The organism is Paraburkholderia sp. FW306-2-2C-D06C (genome assembly GCF_058781505.1).
Window position 1 is genome coordinate 208,909 of record NZ_JBYSWU010000006.1, and the last position, 16,914, is coordinate 225,822.

Below are 16,914 nucleotides of genomic sequence, written 5' to 3' on the forward strand. Positions count from 1 at the left end.
ATGTGAACGGCGGTTTGTGGCCGGGCTCTGCCCCTTGGCGATCGGCGGCAGTCGACCCACAAGGGCCGGTCGCATTTCTCAGTAACGGTCGTTCAAACGCGTCGAACCGGGCCCGGTTCCTACTTCGATCCCTCGGTCTCGTGAACCCAAGGGAGACGCCCGGCACCGTTCGCGGTCTTGAGATCCTTTTTTCTTGCGTCCAGGGAGAATGCGAAGGAGCTTGGGAGCCTCCGTTGACCGTATCCGGTCCGAGGGCATGCCATATCTGGCCGCCACATGTATCGCGCACGCGTCGCACAAGGTTGCCGCAGTTCTCTCACGACCACGTCCCCGTACACCCCCTGCCAGACAGATATCGAGAAGCGCGACGTCTGGGCGAAACCCATGGCCGCAGCCAGTGCCAATTTCTACCCCAATCGCAAACTCCACGACACATCGAGGACGTGTTGCGTGGAGCGTTCGACGTACTCGGTACGATGCGCAATGCCGAGGCGCCGGCATCGAAATCTTCAAGCGCAACCGGAGCGTGTTTCGTCTTCACAGGATTTTGCCAACAGCACCGCACGTATGTGTTGGGTGCAGACCATCACACTCCCTCTCGCCGGCTTCAAAGCCATCGCTCGGCGCTCGCCTGGGATGGGCATGGCGCCGCGATTTCCGGCAGTGGCCGGGTCAGCGCGCAGCTTTACCGTGTATGTGGCCCGTTCTATGCATTGGACCGGCAAAGACGATTCAATGTTCGGCTGCTCGGACTGACAACGCAGACCGATATGACAGCGGCGTCTAACGCGACGCGCTGCGGCGCGCATTGTTCGTCTTTATGTTGGCTCCAACGGCGCAGAGGGTGTACTGGCGACGGTGGGCAGACTCTTTTCTCGCAGGCGGAGGGAATCTCAATGCTGCCCAAGAAGTACCTCCTCGTCGCGGCCATGCCGACGCCCAACGGCGCCCTGCACCTGGGGCACGTAGGCGCGCAATACCTGCCGCTGGATGTGTTTCGCAGGTATCAGGAGCAGCAGGGCCACCGGGTGGCCTATTACGGCGGCTTCGACGTCTTCGACAACGCGGTCTGCGTCGCGGCGCAACGCGAAGGCCGCACGCCGCAAGCGCACGCCGCTCTGATCACGGCGCAGATCGCGGCGGAGCTCCGGTACCTCGAGATTCACATCGATGGGCTGATCAACTATGCCGACACTGCGTACTCGGGGCTAGCGCGCCAGTTGGTCGGCGCGCTGCGAGAGACGTACGGCCCTCGCGTGAGTCAACGCGGCGCGAAGTTTCCGTTTGACGATGCGGGACGGCCGCTCGGCGGGAACTGGCTTCGCGGGCGGTGCGCATACTGCAAGGCGGCGGTGAAGGGATACGCCTGCGACCCGTGCGGCCGTTCGCTGTTGCCGTCCGAGCTGAGCGACACTGAGACAGTCGACGGCTCGACGATCCACTGGCATACCGTAGACGTCGAATTCGTGACCACGCCCGTTCATGGGCTGCATGCCTATCTCGAGTCTCTTCCGTCCGCCCGCCCATACCTACCTCTCGTGACGGCACGCCTTAATGCGCCCCAGTTGCAGCTGCAATGGACCAATGTGGACACCTGGGGCCTGTCGCTAGCTCAGGGTGTGGTCTTTTATAACCGCAACTTCACCTTGGTGGAGCAACTACTTCTCGGCGACCTCGCTTGTGCGTCCCTTGAGCTCAAGGAAAACGCCTTCGGTCCGAGCAGCGATGTGGTCTCCATCCTTGCGTACGGCAAGGACAACGTGGGGCTGTTGTTGGCCGACATCCCCGCGCTGGCGATGACCACCGGCTACTACCGGCCGTACCGTTACCAGTGGATCAGCCCTTTCTACAACCTCGACGGCCGGAAAATGTCGACGAGCGGCAACTACGCCATCTGGGTGCGCGATGCCAGCGGCAGCGATGCAGAAGCGATCCGCATGTACGTGTGCCGCAAATTCGACGCGCAGCGAGATGTTGACCTCTCCCTGGTCGAACTTCGCAGCGAAGAGGCGGCTTACGCAAGGCTCGTCGATATGGCGCGCTCGGCGAGCGTCTATGCGACGAGAACTTCGCGCTTGTCCGAAGAGATCAACGGGGTTCTGGGACACCTGCGGGAGACGGTACGCGATGCTATGCAGGATGGCGTCGCGGACATCGCCGTCTTTCCCCGGGCCATCGATAAGTGGGTGTCGCTGCGCCCGGCGGCGAGCGCCGGCCAATGGCTGCGCGGTCTCTCGGAGCTGGCCGCACCCGTATTGCCACGCCTCGCCCGCGAGATCGACAAGTGCCTGGAGGTTGCCCGATGAGCGCGCGCGGAGGCGGTCGTCTACTGCTGGCGGCAACCGTCGGGAATCTGGCCGATGGAGTCCGCGTGTCCGCGTTCCCGTTGCTGGTCGCGGGGCTCACGCGCTCGCCGTTGGTCGTCGCCTTGACCACGGCGCTGACGCACCTGCCGTGGCTGCTGTTCGCGCTGTATGCCGGCCTGGCGGTGGACCGGCATGGCGCCCGGCGCGTACTCGTTGCGTCGCACGCGACGCGGGCGCTGCTGATGCTGCCGGCGTTGGCGGTGGCAGCATCTGGCGCAGCGGTCTCGCTGCTGCTGGCGGTCATCTTCGCGCTAGGCGTACTGGAGGTGTTTGTCAACACCGCGGAGCCGACGCTCGTGCCGGCAGTCGTGGCGGCCGATGCTCTGGCGAAAACCAACGCAAGGTTGAGCGTGCTCGAGTTGGTCATGAACTCGTTTTTCGGTGTCGCATTGGGCGCCACGCTGTTCGGGGTCGAGAAGTGGCTGCCATTCGTCATCGTCGCAATCGCCTGTTTCGGGGCAACGGTCCTGGTCAGCACGCTGAGCCCGCGCGAGATACGCCCCGAGCTGGCTGGTGGGCAAGAGTGGGGCCATCTGCTGGACGGTGTGCGCTTCGTGTGCGGCAACAGAATCTTGCTGACGCTGGCCGTCGTGACGGGGCTGGCAAATTTCGCGATGACCGCGTTCTTCAGCCTCCTGGTGCTTTACGTACATCGGTTCGGAGAGGACACACAGTACCTCTTTGCCGCGTCGCTAACGGCAGTGTCGGCCGGCTCCGTGCTGGCGCTAGGCCTGATCGGTCCAGCTCGCCGCTGGTTGGGCGACGCCCGGGTACTGCGTGGCGCGATCGTACTGCTCACAATCGCCCTCGGCGCCGTCGCGACAGCGGAGCGCCTGCCGATCGCATTGGCGGGGTTCGTGGCGATCGGCGTGGCGGTCAGCCTGTGGGGAACCATTGCGGTCACGTTTCGCCAGGAGGTGGTGCCGGCGCAGTTGCTGGGGCGGGCAAACGCCTTCTATCGCCTGGTTTCCTACGGCAGCGCGCCGCTGGGCGCCCTGTTCGCCGGGGTTGTGTCGGCGTGTGCCGGCGTGACGCAGACCTGCACGGTGGCCGCGATCCTGACCCTGTTGTGCTGGCCGCTGCTGCCGCTCGTCTCACACCGCCGAATGACCCAGATGCGCCAGTTGGGCGCGCCCCTGCAGGAGGACGTCTCGTGAAGATTTTGATTCTGAACAACTGGAGTGGCTTGATGCACTTCTTCCATCAGTATGTAGACCACGATGTGCATGAGGTCCACTACCTGTGTGACGACAGTGGCGTCAAGGCGGTGCGCACGTTCCTCGACCCGGACCACATCCATGGGATGACCACCGTCAAGGACTTCGATAACCACGACGAAATGGTGAATGCTGCGGTGGGTCTGCACCAGACGTTTCCGTTCGAGCGCGTCATTGGCGTCGACGAATTCAGCGTGCTTCCGGCCGCCCGCATCCGCGATGCCCTTCACATCCCCGGTCCTCGCGCCGCGGATGTGGAGCTCTATCGTGATAAGCGTCTGATGAAGCGGCACGTGGCAGAACGCGGCATCCGCGTGCCGCGCGAACTGCCCGCCAAGGTCGATACCGGTTCCTTCGTGCCTTGCGTCGTGAAGCGCCCGGACGGCGCCGCCGCAATGGGCGTCACGATCTGCCACACCGCCGCGCAGGCCGAGGCCGCGCTCGCGGCCGCGGAGGCTTCGGTGCTGGTCGAGGAGTTCGTCGATGGCGAGGTCTTCCACATCGACGGCGGGTATCGCGATGGTCAGGTCGTCTGCGTGCCGCACGCGTACACCATCACCTGCTACCAGCACTACGTGAACGCCCAGCCTATCGGGTCGGTGAAGGTCGATGAGCCCGTCCTGAACCAGCGTCTGGTCGAATTCACCGAAATGGTGGTCAAGGCCCTGCCGCTGCGCGAAGGGGTATTCCACCTCGAAGTGGTGCATAACAGGGCCGACGAGCTTGTCTTTCTGGAGATCGCTTGCCGGGTGGGAGGCGGCGAGATCTATCGGAACTTCATCGATGTCTACGGCATGGACCTGCTGAAGTTTCACATCGAGACCGACCTGGGCTTGCAGCCTCGGCTACGGCGGCTGGGACAGAAGGCGGCAGCCGGCTGGCTTCTCATGAACTTCGCGCAGCGGCCCCGCACCTTCACGGGCTTTCACTGCGCCCCGTTGTCCGCGGAGAACTGCATGTACGCAATGCGCTCCGTCAAGCTGGGACGAAAGATCGAGCACGCCTATGACTACATCGCCTTCGCTCTGCGTGCGCCGACTTCCGGTGACATCCGCCGCAGCATCGAAGAGCTGATCGCCAAGGTTCAACTCGTGACGGAGCCGGTGCAATGAGTGGCCAGGACGCCGTGCTCCCTGACGAGCCGATCGCAGTTGCGCCGGGCGCCGGTCAAACCGTCGCGATGCGGCCTCGCATGCTGAGGACACGCGAGGCGTTGATCGCCTACGACCCCGAGCGTGAGTCATGGACGCAGCAGCTGTCGAGGCGGTACACGCACCACTCACAGCTCGCCGGGATCCTCGAGCACGTGGAGGACGTGCCAGAAGACCTGTACTCGTTCTTCAACTTCCGGGTCACCCCGTATATGGCGCAGCTGATGGATCCGGCCGATCAGTCGTGCCCGATCCGCCGGCAGTACCTCCCCACGAACAACGAGCTGGTGATCCGGCCGTATGAGGTGCGGGACTCGCTGGCCGAGGACGACGCGATTGGGGTGGCCGGGTCGTCGGTGGTGCACAGGTACCCGCAGCGCGTGCTGTTCCTCGTCCAGAACACGTGCGGTGCCTACTGCCGGTACTGTACTCGCAAGCGCCTGGTGTCCGACGCCGAGGCGGCCATCACCGGCGATGTCATCGATGCAGGTATCCGGTATATCGCCTCGCACCGGGAGATCGAGGATGTGCTGCTGAGCGGCGGTGACCCGCTGATCCTCAACGACAGAAAGCTCGACGAGATCCTGGCCAGGATCCGTGCTGAAGCACCGCACGTGCGGCTTCTTCGAATCGGCTCGCGCCTGCCGGTCCAGCTTCCTACGCGCATCACGGCCGAGCTGTGCGAGCTGCTGGCCCGGCATAACGTGCAGATGATCAACCTCCACATCAACCATCCGAAGGAGATCACGCCGCTGTTGGTGCGCCGCCTGGCCATGCTTCGCAAGGCGGGGGTGATGCTTGGCAACCAGGCAGTACTGCTGCGCGGCGTCAATGACAGCATCGCGATTCAGCGGGAATTGTGCATGCGGCTGGTCGAGATCGGCGTACGTCCCTACTACGTCTACTCCAACGACAGCGCCGAGGGGAACTGGCAGTTCACGGTGCCGCTGGAGGAGATGACCGAGATCGCTCGGGGACTGCGCGGCTGGATCAGCGGACCGGCCGTACCGACCTTCGTCGTGGATGGCACAGGCGGCCTCGGGAAAATGCCCATGCTGCCCACCTACGTCATGCAAGACGGAGCAACGGGTGAGGTGTGGGCCACCAACTACGAGGGCAAGCGGGCGCGACAGCGGAACCTGGAGCCCGCAGGGAATCTTCGATCGTGCGAGCGTACTTGAACCACAAGGAGTGCAACGAAATGAATCGCAACAGCATGGAGTTGGTGGTCGACTCCGACTTCACCAGCCCGTGGGGTTTGAGTGCCTACGCGGCACTTACCCACAAGGGCCTGGATTTCTCGGTGCGCTCGGTCAACCTGGCGCAACGCCAGAACCGGGAGCCGGACTTCGCGATCCCGTCGCTCACTGCGCGGGTGCCGCTGCTGCGCCACGGCGACTTCTTCCTCACGGAGTCCTCTGCCATCGCGGAGTACCTGGAGGAGCTGCTACCGCCGCCGGATGCACCGGCGTTGTATCCGCGGGACACCCATGCGCGCGCCCGCGCGCGTCAGTTGCAGGCGTGGCTGCGCAGCGACCTGCAGCCGATCCGCAACGAGCGTCCCACCGAGGTCATCTTCATCGCCCTGTCGCAGAAGCCGCTGTCTGCGCGCGCGCAAGCCTGCGCCCAGCATCTGTACGAGGTGGCCGACAAGCTTCTGCCTCAGGGCAACGCCCATCTGTATGGGGACTGGAGCATCGCTGATCTGGACCTTGCCGTGATGCTCAAGCGCCTGGTCGCCAACGACGACCCAGTCCCTCAACGCCTTGTCGACTACGTCGAGGCGCAGTGGCAAAGCGACCCGGTGCAGCGCTGGCTGCGCGCCCGTTCGGTATGACCTTCTTTTCACGCGCCAACCCAAGGAGTGCGTCATGACGATCGACTGGATCACACAAGACCGTCACGAGGAAGCGATCGCGGCTTCCGTGGCCAACGACAAGCCCATCCTGATCTACTTCCACAGCCAGTCGTGCGGCGGCTGCCAGCGGCTGGCACACGAGGTACTGTCCAACGAGGCCGTCCAGAACGCCATCGGCATGGCCGCCATCCCGATGTGGGTGGAGGTCGAGCAGGGGCGGGTGGACACGCGTGTCGCTTCGCTGGTGGGCAGCCACATCTTCATCATGTCGCCGGTCGTGCAGCTCATCTCCTCGAACGGGGACATCTTCCACAAGTTCCTGGGTGCGCCGTTGCATACCCGGCTGGATCTTGGCTATACCCGGGTGTACCACGACGTGGCCGGCAACATCGGCGTCGCGCAGTTCCTCGGGCAGCTAGCCTTGGGGCTGGGCAAGCGCCACCTGTTCAACGGCGACTTCGCGCTCGCCGGGCAGGCGCTGAGCGAGGTCGTCGCGCAGGCGACCGATTCGCTGACCTATGAGGAGGCGCGGTATTGGCTGCCCGTCGCACAAAACAGTGGGCGATATCCGGAAGAAGCGCGTGCCCATCCGGTCGCACCGGCGCTGCCGGCTCTGTCGGAGATCGCGAATGAGGTGCGGCGCTTCTGCTCGCTGCTGACCGCGATCCCCGATACGGATCTGATGACCGACTGGCCCGGCACGCCGGGCGAAGGCGGTTGGGCGCATTACTCGGACTGTCTGCGCGAAGTGTGTCTCGGCGTCTACCAGACGCTGCTGGATGCCGGAAACACTGCAATGCGACTGCGGCAGTCGAAGGGTGCTCCGCTGACGCAGGCCCAGTTGATCCTGCAGCACTGGCAGGTGTCGTACCGTTCGCTGCAAGGCACGCTACATGGACTGCGCCTGAGCGACTGGGACCGCCAGCATTTGCACGAGAACTATTCGCTGGGCAAGCAGCGCACGGTCCGCAACAACATCGTGCACTGCGTGATGGCGGAGTTCTGGGCCCACGGGTCGGCGATCCGCAATGCGCGAGCAGCTTACGCAGGCGTCAAGCACGATGGCGCGAGGCCGGTGGATGCCATCTGGAAGAAGTGCGGCCCGCCGCCCGCCAACTTCGGAACACTCGCTGATCTGCTGCAGACTTGGGAGCGGCGTCACAATGAGCTGCAGGAAGAGTTCGCCGGCGTGACGGACGCTGAGCTGGACTTCGCGCGTAGCTGGTGGGAGGGGTCGGATGTGTGCGTGCGCTTCCGTCTGAACCGTCTAGGCTGGCACCTGCAGGACCATGCCGCGGTGCTGGAGACGATTTGTGAGCGCATCGGCCGCGTGCGCACGGAAACCGAACGACTGGCAGCGCGGATCTTCACCGCGCTTGGCACCGCCGAGGGCGCGATGATTGGGCTGCCCGGCGAAGAGAAGCGTAGCCTGTTCTTCGATGCGGTGGCAACCCTGCGTCGCAAGGGCGACGAGTTGCAGGCGCTTTACGCCCGGTATTGGGAGGACGCTGAAGTCGCTCGCGGATGAACACTGACCCGAAGAGTCGATTGTTGACGATTTGGACCGAAGCGTCGAGTGACCGGTTGTGGCCGATGGCTGTCTTATGCCCGACGGACGAGAGCAGGATCAATCTCGTTGTGTGTCAGGCCGAATCTCGCCATGCGAGCGCGGTGGCTTGATGAGCCCAAATATGAACTCAGGTGCTCGTTCACCGCATTGAGCAAATCTCTGTTTTTTCTATTAAACGAGAATGCTCCGACAGGAAGATTTCGGTGCTTCTCACTCGCTTCCCGGTCGTGCTCCACAGCCTCGAGGACCGAATCGTCGATGCTCTCCGCAAGTATGCGATTTCCCAAGGCGGTGCTTGCGTATGCATCGATCGCCCCCGAGCGCACCGCTGCGATAGCGTCGCTCTGATGCTCGAAGATGGCTATCTGTTCCTCGGTTGCTCCCGCTGCCCTTGCCGAGTCGTGCTGCACCTGGCCCGCAATGATGCCAAGGCGCGCATCCCGGCGTTTGGCAAGTGACGCATAGCTCTTAAGCGACTTTGGATTGCCCGCCCGAACTAGGAAGCCGTCCCCGATCGCCCATACGGGCACGCTGAACGCCACCCGAGCAGCCCGTTCGGGCGTTACGAAAAGTGGAACGTTCATGTCCCACCGACCGGCTTCGACGCCAGGTAGCAGTTCACTAAACGTCGTCAGACGATGCTCGATCCGGGAGACACCGATCTGCCGCAGAATCGCTTCGGCGAGCTCAATGTCAGCACCAGTGGGTGTTCCGTCCGCTTCCGTCCAACCGAACGGTGGTTCCTCGATATAGGCAATCGTTACCTTCATCGTTGTGTCTCACGAAAGGAAAAGGGACATCAAGTCCCTTGAGCCGATTTTCGACGATTCCAGTTGCACGCACGGATGTGGCGTTTTGGCCGTTGCGTGCAGCAGGCATCTGCTCACGGTCCTGTTCGGGACATGCTGGTGCGAGATGCGAATCGTTGCCACCAATCGACGAGCTTTTCGCACGTGTGCATTAAGTTGACGGCTTCAGGTGCCTGCATGAAGCATGCGAAGATCGGAGCGGCGTACAGATCGGCAAGGGTCACGCCACCGCCAATCATGAACCCTTGGTCATCAGACAGCCTGGTCAGCTCGGATAAACATACGGCGGCACGCGGTAGCGCGGCGGCGATCTTGTGCTCATCTGCTAACCGGCCTTCGCGGGCTGAAACCACCCGTTCAACGTATATGTCCCAAACGAATGTTCTGTAAGCGTATGCGTCCAGTATTCCAACGATCTGGTTTACCTTGGCCCGAGCTTTCGGATCGGGCGGCTGGAGTTTGCATCCAGGAAAAGCGTCATCGATGTAGCGAACAATCGCGCCTGTCTCGTAAAGATGGAAATCGCCATGCTCGAAGGCCGGAATGCGGCCAAATGGGTGACGCGTCAGATGCTCGTGCGGAACGCCTGCGTCTGCGAATACATCTACCTCGACCAAGCCATATTTAACCTGTTTCTCTTCCAGCGCAAGCCGCACGATGCGCACATAGACGCTCCATGCGGCTCCGTAAAGGGTCACCACTTCGTCTCTTGCCACAGAATTAGTCCCCGTCGCGCATGAGAGGCGCGGATACCGTAGTTTAACGAAGCCTGCGACCTCCAGTTCGACGCGGCTAATCGGCAGCAGATAGGCAAATCGTCAACGATCCATGTGTCAGGGTTGAGTGTCCCTTCCTGGCCGATCCTGGAAATCGAGCGACCTCCGATGATCGTCGGTCGCATCCGCCCGTCGAGCTCCATAGCCGACCCATAAGCGTCATTGAAACTTAGCCGTCGAATGACCGCTTCCCCCGCAATAAGAGACGCCGACTTTCACCGCCAGCACTTTGATCTTGCGGGTTACCCGCCTGTCAGCAATCGTGCGCCAAGTGCGACCAGGAGCGCCGGCAGCATCACGACTCCACCCACCACGAGGAACTGGAAAAAGCCTACACGCTCGCCCTCGCGCCGGATAGCCGTGAGCCACAGGATGGTCGCGAGCGACCCGGTGACCGAAAGATTCGGACCGATGTCGACGCCGATCAACACCGAATCGATGATGCGCTCCGGACTATGCGCCTGCAACAACGTCGAACTCGCCATGAGGCCGGCGGGCAGGTTGTTGATCACGTTGCTCGCGAGCGCGATGATCATACCGGCCGATGCGGCCGCCACGGGTTCATGTTGCAACGTGAATACCTGCAGCAGGCCGGCAAGCATCCGGATCACTCCGGTGTAATCGAGCGCCTCCACCAGCACGAAGAGTCCTGCCACCAGCGGCAGCACGCTCCACGATACTTCCTTCAAAAGAGGCCAGGGCGATGTGCGGTCGCGCCATAGCACGACGACCATGGTCAGCGTGCCGAGAATCGCCGTCGGTAGCCCGAGTTGCAGATCGAGCGATGAGACGGCCAGCAGCACGGCAGCCGTCACCCCTATGCCAGCCAGCGCGAAACGCCCCCCGGCGGACAGATCAACGGCAGGCACATCCGCTGCGCACATCCCTGCCAATTCGCGGCGTTGTGACCATCGCAGCATGACGAAGGTTACGACAATCGAGAGTAGAGAAGGCAAGGCGAATCGCACAAGCCACCTGCCGAGCGCGGGCGTGTGATTGCCATACAGCACGAGATTGGCCGGGTTCGAGATCGGCAAAACGAAGCTCGCGGCGTTGGCAATCAACGCGCAGACGAACAGCAGCGGCAACGGTTTGGTTTTCGCCTTCCTTGCCGCTGCGAATACCGCTGGGGTCAGCACGACAGCTGTCGCGTCGTTGGAGAGAAACGTCGTGATCACCATGCCCAGGAGATAGACCAACACGAACAGCCGTCGCGGAGAACCTCTGGCGTGGTTCACCGCGAGCACTGCGAACCAATCGAAGAGTCCCTCCCGCCTGCCGATTTCCGAGAGGAGCATCATGCCGATGAGGAAGAGATAGACATCGGTGCCCTTGCCGACCGCCTGCAACGCAAGACTCATTGGCAATAATCCGAGCCACTGGAGCAGTATCGCGCCCGCGACCACCCACACCGCTTCGGGCCAGTTAAATGGTCTGGCAATGACGCCGGCGGTCGCCAGCGCGGCGATGCACCAGGAGAGAAGAACTGGATTCACGTGCCTGTGTCTGCAATGGATCAATGAAATCGATCACGACGTCGCGGTCGCGGCGCCACGGTTCGGCTGCAGCGATTCCGGTTGTGCGCGGCACGCGTGCCTCACCGCGCGCCCGAAGCCGAGCCACAGTGCCAGGGAGCCCATCGAAATCGCACCGAGTGCGAGAAACGCGGTCGCGTAACCGAATCGCTGGGCCAGCACACCGCCCAGCGCGGGACTGAGCGCAGCGCCGATCCCCTGGACCGTCATCACCACGCCCTGACCGATGTTCACCCGGCCTGTCCCCTGCAACAGGCGTACGACCAGCGCCGGCACGGCAACGCTTTGGAGGCCCGCCCCGACGCCATCTAGTACCTGTACCGGCCACACGCCCCACGCGCTCATCAGAAAGGACGCAATCATTCCTCGCATCGGAAGTGCCAGGTACGTGATCAGGATCGTCGCCCAGTAGCCCCGCCAACGAATGAGGCGGGGCGCAATCCACGCGGTACCGACCATTACAGTCTGGGCGATCACGATCGTCTCGGCAGTGAACGCACTCGGATCGCCCTGATGGGTAGCGACGATCGCGATCCCGTAAAGCGGCAGCATCGCGGCGTTACCCAGGTGGAATAGCGCGAGCGATGCTGCGAGCAGTCGCAACGGCCTGCTTTCGAACAGGATTCCCAGACCGCTCGCCCGATGACCGGCGTGCCCGTCAGCGGATGCTGATGGTGCAAGTCCGCGGGCGCTGTTGTGATCAATCGCGTGGCCGGAGATCTTCAGGACAGTGAGCACCGTCAGCGCGCCAAAAATCGCCGCAAGGGCAAACACCGCACCAAAGCCGAGCGCCAGCCGAGCCACCCGGAAAGGGCCGCACCGGCGACGTTGCCAGCGTGGTTGGCCATCTGGTTGCGACCGAACTGGCGGTCGAAACCGTGCTGACGCACAATACCCAGCGTGACCCCGGCCACAGCGGGGCCGAGTGCGGCGCCGGTCACCGCGGTTGCGACCTGCGAAGCGGCAACCATCCAGTATCCGTGCGATACCCACAATGCGAGCGAAGCGAGCGTGCTCATCGCCCCGGCTGCGACGATGACGGTGCGTTTGTGCCTTGTCGAATCGACAAGTGCACCCGCGGGGGAAGTCGCGACCATCCCTGCGATGCCGCCGAGCGTCATCACGGTGCCGATCGCGTCGGCACCCCATCCGCGCCCCAGAAGGACCACACCGATGAACGGTCCGATGCCCGCCTGCACGTCGGCCATGAAGAAGTTAAGTGCCTCGAGTGCGCGGGTAGGTTTCATGATGGCGACCACTCAGGTGTGTTCTACGACGCCGTCGGAGGAGTCGACGAGTTCAGCAATCTCGTGCACGTCGATCGTGCGGCCGTGTTTCGACCTCACCCCGTGCCCCCACGCGTGCACATGCGCTCCCGTGCTCAGGTAATCGACGAGTTCTGCGGCGGCATGTGCGGGCATCCGCAGCGAAGTACCCTCCTCGAGCAGCGCGCCGCGCAGCTCGCCCTTTGGCCCGTAGAGCGAGAGGATGACTTCTCCGCTTGCCTCCATCGGCTGGCCTTCGGCTTTCGGCAGTTTTGGAGCGTCGTGGTCCGGACCGTTGTCGATGATTTCCACACCCTGATCCGACGTCAGCGACACGGCTGCGACCATCTCTGCTGTGCGGGGTTTGACGCCGCGCACGCGCACCCGGTCGCCGGTTGCGATTTGCCGGGTAACCTGCGTCGACAGGTGGGGCGGCACATGCACCTGCCGGTTGCCGTCGAGAATCAGGCCGTCAACCTCGCCGCGTGGATTGAGCAGGAACTGCGAAACCCGGCCGCGGGTTTCAGGAAGAAAGGACGGATCGATCCAATGCATGGTTCAACTCCTCAGTTGGGCGTGTGAATGGGTTATACGAATCGGGTTGGAGCAATGCTCATCGGGTGGTGCTGCCGTAGAGATTCACCATGCGTCCCGGCGTGCCAAAGGAGGTCGCCTGAAGGGCCTCACCGTACTGGTTACGCGTACCGTAGCCAGCCGCGACGACCTCAGTTTCTGGCTTCAGGATGTCGATGAACTGCTGAGCGGCGAGCGGAGTGAGCTTGATGATCGTGCCATCACGCAGCAACACGCCATCGGGTTCGCCTAGCGGCGCCGTCGTGACATGCAGGATCGTTCCCTGCGCCGTCAGCTTCACAAGACCCGCACCGCGCAGCGTCGGAGGCAGACGGCGCGCATCGGGCGGCGGCGGAGGCTGGTCGACAAGTTGCTGACCCGTGCGCAGATTCTGGATCTGTCGAGCCTTGACGTCCCCGGTGCCGGCGCGCAAACCGTCGACTGCGACACGGTCGCGAGGCTGGACGAGTGCGACGAGCTCCGAGCCCATATGCGGCGGAAAGCTGACGAGCGTGCCGTCGCTAAGCAGGAAGCCGTCGACGTCGCCTTCCGGGTTGATCGTGAACCGACTCACCGTGCCCTGCACCACGGGCGTCTGCTGGAGCGGCATCGGGGGACGTACTGCGGCAGGCGCTGGAGGCAGTGGCTGCCCTGCTTCAGGCGGAGGAGCGGGCGCGGGCGACGTGACCGGCGTCTGGGCAGCACACGCAGCGGTCAAAGCAACGAACGTGAGCGCGACGATCGCTCTCGTCGATGCTCCGGGGCGTCGTTGCTGGAGCACCGGGTACGTCGAGGCCGATGAGGACGGGAAGCGTTGCATGATTCGCTCCGGTAACGGAATACCGAGCTATACGCAACGCCCATGCCAATCTGCGAGCGCCAGCCAATCAAGGGATTCGCCGTGATTGGCATGCCGACATGCGTCCGGTTCGTTGACATCGGTGTCGGATTGCTGGACAGGTTTAGTCCAGTCCGAGGTTAGCTATCCGCGAATATAGCGACTGACGGCTGATGCCAAGACGCCGGGCCGCTTCGGCACGGTTACCACCCGAGCGCTCGAGCGCCCGCACGATCATGGCCCGCTCCACCTGGGCCAGTGCATCGGCGAGCGGCTGCTCCAGTAACGTGGCCGGCAGTGCCAGGGACGGGGGCGCGGCGCCGTCCGCTGCGACGGTCGCGGCCGTCAGCCCTAGGTCATGCTCCGTGATCGCTGGGCCCGGCGCGAGCGCAGCAGCGCGCTCCATGACGTTGCGCAGTTCCCGGACGTTACCGGGCCAGCTGTGCGCTAGCAACGCGCGCTGCGCGGTGTTGCTGAGATGCATGCGTCGTGCGCTGCCCACGAGAGCGAGCGACAGGAAGTTCGCGGCGAGCGGCAAGATGTCCGCTACGCGGTCCGCGAGCGGTGGCAGATGCAGTGGAACAACGTTGAGCCGGTACAGCAGATCCCGCCGGAACGTCCCTTCGGCCACCATCGAGTCGAGGTCTCTATGCGTCGCCGCAATCACACGGATGTCGATTTCCATCGGCTTGTCCGAGCCGAGCGGGGTCACCTGGCGCTCCTGCAGCACGCGCAGGAGTTTCGCCTGCATGGGCGGCGGCATGTCGCCGATTTCATCGAGAAAGAGCGTCCCGCCATGCGCCTCGATGAGCCGCCCGGTACGATCATTCGAAGCTCCCGTAAAAGCGCCGCGACGGTGACCGAACAGTTCGCTTTCGAGAAGCTCCGCCGGAATGGCCGCGCAATTGACCGCGACAAAGGGACCGGTGCGACGCGACGATGCCTCGTGCAGCACGCGCGCCGCGACTTCCTTGCCGGTTCCTGTCTCCCCGGTGATCAGCACGGTCGAATCGGACTGCGAGGCTCGTCCCAGGCGCTTCTGCACTTCCCGAATCGCGTCGCTCACGCCGAGCAGTCGAGCACGGGTCGAACGCAGGTCGGCGCTTTCGTCGACGGCAAGGTCGGCAACGATGGGGCCGACGTTCGCGCGGAATATCTGTTCCAGCAGCGCAGCAATTTCGGCGCGGCCTACTGGCTTCGTCAGATGCTCGAAGGCACCCAGTCCCATCGCGCCAATGGTGTTGTCGCTGGTCGCGTGGGCAGTCAGCATGACCACAGGCGTCGAGCCGCGATGGTCCAGCTCGCGCAGGCGCTCAAGCACCTCGAGTCCGTCCATGCCGGGCAGGCGGAAGTCCAGAAATACGCAGTCGATCACGGCGGTGCCAGCGAGCGTCGTCAGCGCAGCTTCGCCTGACGTTGCCTCGATCACACGATGCCCGAGGTCGGCGAGCGTTTCCGTCAGCCCGTCGCGGAACGCCGCGTCGTCGTCGACTATGAGAATGGTTGCCATGGAATCTCGATCACAAAGCACGCGCCCGAAGGCGAATCCTCAAGGTAGGCGCGGCCTCCGTGCGCCGCAGCCACCTGCCGTACAACGGCAAGGCCCAGTCCCGAGCCATCAGGCCTGCCCGTCACGAAGGGCTCAAAAATCCGCTCACGCTGTTCGGGCGGCACGCCGGGTCCATCATCACGTACGGCGATCCTCAGGTTTGTTCGCACGTCTGAGGGTTCCTTTCCGGCAATGACCGTCACCATCCCTCCCTGCGGAACATGGCGCAGCGCATTGAGCAGAAGATTGTCCAGCGCGCGCCGTAGTTGCTCCGCATCGAACTGCGGCTGTGCGTTCGCACCCCGAACTCTGCCGCAGGAGCCGACGTTGCTCGCCGGCCGATGGGTTCATGCAGACTGCAGCGAGTCCGTAAGCGGATCGTGCGGATAAGCGGCCAGGCACACCTCCAGCACCTCAGCGCGAAGCCAGCGATGGGCCGGATCCTGGTCGAGGCGTGGATGCCAGATCGCCGAGACGTTGAACGCCGCCGTGGGGACGGGCAGCTCAAAGCACTGCAGCCCGTTGGCGAAGGCGTGATCAGGCGTGAACGGATTACCGAGGCAGGAATGCGGGACGACGGCGAGCAGGTCCGAGTGGCGGGCTACCTGCATGGCGCTGGTATAGGCGGGTACCACCATCAACACCTTCCGCTGCAGGCCCCGTGGCTCCAAGGCCACGGCCACCGGGTTCTCCATGTCCCCCATGCGCGAGGTCACCACGTGGCCGCACGCAGTCCAGTGCTCGACGCTGATGCCGGCGCCGCCCAAGAGGGGACGGCCGACGCGACACACGCCCACGTAACGGTCACGGAAAAGCCGGCGCGTACGCACCTCGGGGGCCGAGGTCCTAACGGTGCCGATCTCGAGATCGACCGTGCCTTCCCGCAGTGGCTGGGCGCCCCAATCCGGCTTGGGCGTGAAGCGAAGCTGCACGCCGGGCGCCGCGCGATGGATCCGGTCCATCAAGGCCGCGCCAAGCAGGTCGATGAAGCCTTCGCCCGCTCGAAGGGTGAAGCTTTGTTCAAGGGTGGCGACGTCGAACCGGTGGTCGGCGGGGCTCAATACCGCCTCCGCTTCGCGAGCCAAGACGGGGATGCGCTGGCTCAGTTGTTCGGCGTAAGGGTTAGGACCAGCGTGCGGCCGGCCTGCAGCAGCAGGCGGTCGCCTGTGGCCGAGCGCAGGCGGGTGAGCGCGCGGCTCATGGCAGAGACGCTGAGGTTCATGCGCTTTGCCGCTGCCGTGACGCTGCGTTCGGTCAGCAGCGCATCCAAGGCGGCCAGGAGGTTGAGGTCGACGCGTGGCATGCCTCTAGCATAGTGGAAAGCTGGGCCAGGCAGGGCGTCCGGTGCAATCATGGATTGCATACGGGGCGTCTGGCGCAAATCCGTAGTGATCACCAGAATTCATG

Annotated in this window: 12 protein-coding genes and 3 pseudogenes; 6 read left to right on the forward strand and 9 right to left on the reverse strand. The window is 63.7% G+C overall.

What is annotated here, in order from left to right; all coding sequences use genetic code 11:
• Window positions 1-896 precede the first annotated feature (896 nt).
• Genes AC3WLT_RS06970 through AC3WLT_RS06995 form a run of 6 tightly spaced genes read left to right on the forward strand, consistent with a single transcriptional unit; the run spans window position 897 to window position 8,120 of the window.
• On the forward strand, window positions 897-2,306 hold the full coding sequence (locus AC3WLT_RS06970) for a class I tRNA ligase family protein (RefSeq protein WP_492591169.1): 1,410 nt from the start codon (window positions 897-899) through the stop codon (window positions 2,304-2,306).
• Entirely contained in the window at window positions 2,303-3,523 is a 1,221-nt protein-coding gene (locus tag AC3WLT_RS06975) for an MFS transporter (protein WP_492591170.1), read from the forward strand. Before AC3WLT_RS06970 ends, AC3WLT_RS06975 begins: the two co-directional genes overlap by 4 nt.
• Window positions 3,520-4,695, forward strand: coding sequence for an ATP-grasp domain-containing protein (locus tag AC3WLT_RS06980; protein ID WP_492591171.1), 1,176 nt, complete (start codon window positions 3,520-3,522; stop codon window positions 4,693-4,695). Before AC3WLT_RS06975 ends, AC3WLT_RS06980 begins: the two co-directional genes overlap by 4 nt.
• Window positions 4,692-5,915 (forward strand): KamA family radical SAM protein, encoded by a 1,224-nt coding sequence (locus AC3WLT_RS06985; protein WP_492591172.1) that lies wholly within the window; start codon window positions 4,692-4,694, stop codon window positions 5,913-5,915. Before AC3WLT_RS06980 ends, AC3WLT_RS06985 begins: the two co-directional genes overlap by 4 nt.
• Before the next feature lie 20 nt (window positions 5,916-5,935).
• Complete coding sequence (gene yfcF, locus AC3WLT_RS06990) at window positions 5,936-6,571, forward strand: glutathione transferase (protein ID WP_492591173.1); 636 nt, start codon at window positions 5,936-5,938, stop codon at window positions 6,569-6,571.
• 34 nt (window positions 6,572-6,605) lie between these two features.
• The gene (locus AC3WLT_RS06995) at window positions 6,606-8,120 is read left to right on the forward strand and encodes a thioredoxin family protein (RefSeq protein WP_492591174.1); all 1,515 of its coding nucleotides are present in this window, start codon (window positions 6,606-6,608) and stop codon (window positions 8,118-8,120) included.
• Window positions 8,121-8,194: 74 nt separating this feature from the next.
• On the opposite strand, the gene AC3WLT_RS07000 is transcribed toward AC3WLT_RS06995, so the two are convergent.
• The 9 genes and pseudogenes from AC3WLT_RS07000 to AC3WLT_RS07040 all read right to left on the reverse strand — a co-directional run bounded on the left by AC3WLT_RS07000 (window position 8,195) and on the right by AC3WLT_RS07040 (window position 16,810).
• A complete protein-coding gene (locus tag AC3WLT_RS07000; protein WP_492591175.1) occupies window positions 8,195-8,932 on the reverse strand; it encodes a transporter substrate-binding domain-containing protein in 738 nt (245 codons plus the stop codon).
• A 113-nt stretch (window positions 8,933-9,045) separates the two neighbouring features.
• Window positions 9,046-9,672, reverse strand: a complete 627-nt coding sequence (locus tag AC3WLT_RS07005) for a glutathione S-transferase family protein (RefSeq protein ID WP_492591176.1) — start codon at window positions 9,670-9,672, stop codon at window positions 9,046-9,048.
• Window positions 9,673-9,989: 317 nt separating this feature from the next.
• Window positions 9,990-11,243 (reverse strand): arsenic transporter, encoded by a 1,254-nt coding sequence (locus AC3WLT_RS07010; RefSeq protein ID WP_492591177.1) that lies wholly within the window; start codon window positions 11,241-11,243, stop codon window positions 9,990-9,992.
• 33 nt (window positions 11,244-11,276) lie between these two features.
• A pseudogene (locus AC3WLT_RS07015) lies at window positions 11,277-12,529 on the reverse strand (MFS transporter).
• Window positions 12,530-12,541: 12 nt separating this feature from the next.
• Window positions 12,542-13,102, reverse strand: a complete 561-nt coding sequence (locus AC3WLT_RS07020; RefSeq protein WP_492591178.1) for a hypothetical protein — start codon at window positions 13,100-13,102, stop codon at window positions 12,542-12,544.
• A 58-nt stretch (window positions 13,103-13,160) separates the two neighbouring features.
• Window positions 13,161-13,940: a hypothetical protein gene (locus AC3WLT_RS07025; RefSeq protein WP_492591179.1), complete on the reverse strand. Its 780-nt coding sequence runs from the start codon at window positions 13,938-13,940 to the stop codon at window positions 13,161-13,163.
• Between the two features lie 142 nt (window positions 13,941-14,082).
• Window positions 14,083-15,468: a sigma-54-dependent transcriptional regulator gene (locus AC3WLT_RS07030; protein WP_492591180.1), complete on the reverse strand. Its 1,386-nt coding sequence runs from the start codon at window positions 15,466-15,468 to the stop codon at window positions 14,083-14,085.
• A pseudogene (locus AC3WLT_RS07035) lies at window positions 15,450-15,797 on the reverse strand (ATP-binding protein); the annotation flags it as partial. The pseudogene AC3WLT_RS07035 and the gene AC3WLT_RS07030, both read right to left, overlap by 19 nt.
• A gap of 57 nt (window positions 15,798-15,854) precedes the next feature.
• A pseudogene (locus AC3WLT_RS07040) lies at window positions 15,855-16,810 on the reverse strand (LysR family transcriptional regulator).
• Window positions 16,811-16,914: the final 104 nt, after the last annotated feature.

Excerpts from the sequence above, each read along its gene's own strand:
- AC3WLT_RS06970 (WP_492591169.1), top strand. The coding sequence starts at position 897 with ATGCTGCCCAAGAAGTACCTCCTCGTCGCGGCCATGCCGACGCCCAAC.
- AC3WLT_RS06975 (WP_492591170.1), top strand. The coding sequence starts at position 2,303 with ATGAGCGCGCGCGGAGGCGGTCGTCTACTGCTGGCGGCAACCGTCGGG.
- AC3WLT_RS06985 (WP_492591172.1), top strand. The coding sequence starts at position 4,692 with ATGAGTGGCCAGGACGCCGTGCTCCCTGACGAGCCGATCGCAGTTGCG.
- yfcF (WP_492591173.1), top strand. The coding sequence starts at position 5,936 with ATGAATCGCAACAGCATGGAGTTGGTGGTCGACTCCGACTTCACCAGC.
- AC3WLT_RS06995 (WP_492591174.1), top strand. The coding sequence starts at position 6,606 with ATGACGATCGACTGGATCACACAAGACCGTCACGAGGAAGCGATCGCG.
- AC3WLT_RS07000 (WP_492591175.1), bottom strand. The coding sequence starts at position 8,932 with ATGAAGGTAACGATTGCCTATATCGAGGAACCACCGTTCGGTTGGACG.
- AC3WLT_RS07020 (WP_492591178.1), bottom strand. The coding sequence starts at position 13,102 with ATGCATTGGATCGATCCGTCCTTTCTTCCTGAAACCCGCGGCCGGGTT.
- AC3WLT_RS07025 (WP_492591179.1), bottom strand. The coding sequence starts at position 13,940 with ATGCAACGCTTCCCGTCCTCATCGGCCTCGACGTACCCGGTGCTCCAG.
- AC3WLT_RS07030 (WP_492591180.1), bottom strand. The coding sequence starts at position 15,468 with ATGGCAACCATTCTCATAGTCGACGACGACGCGGCGTTCCGCGACGGG.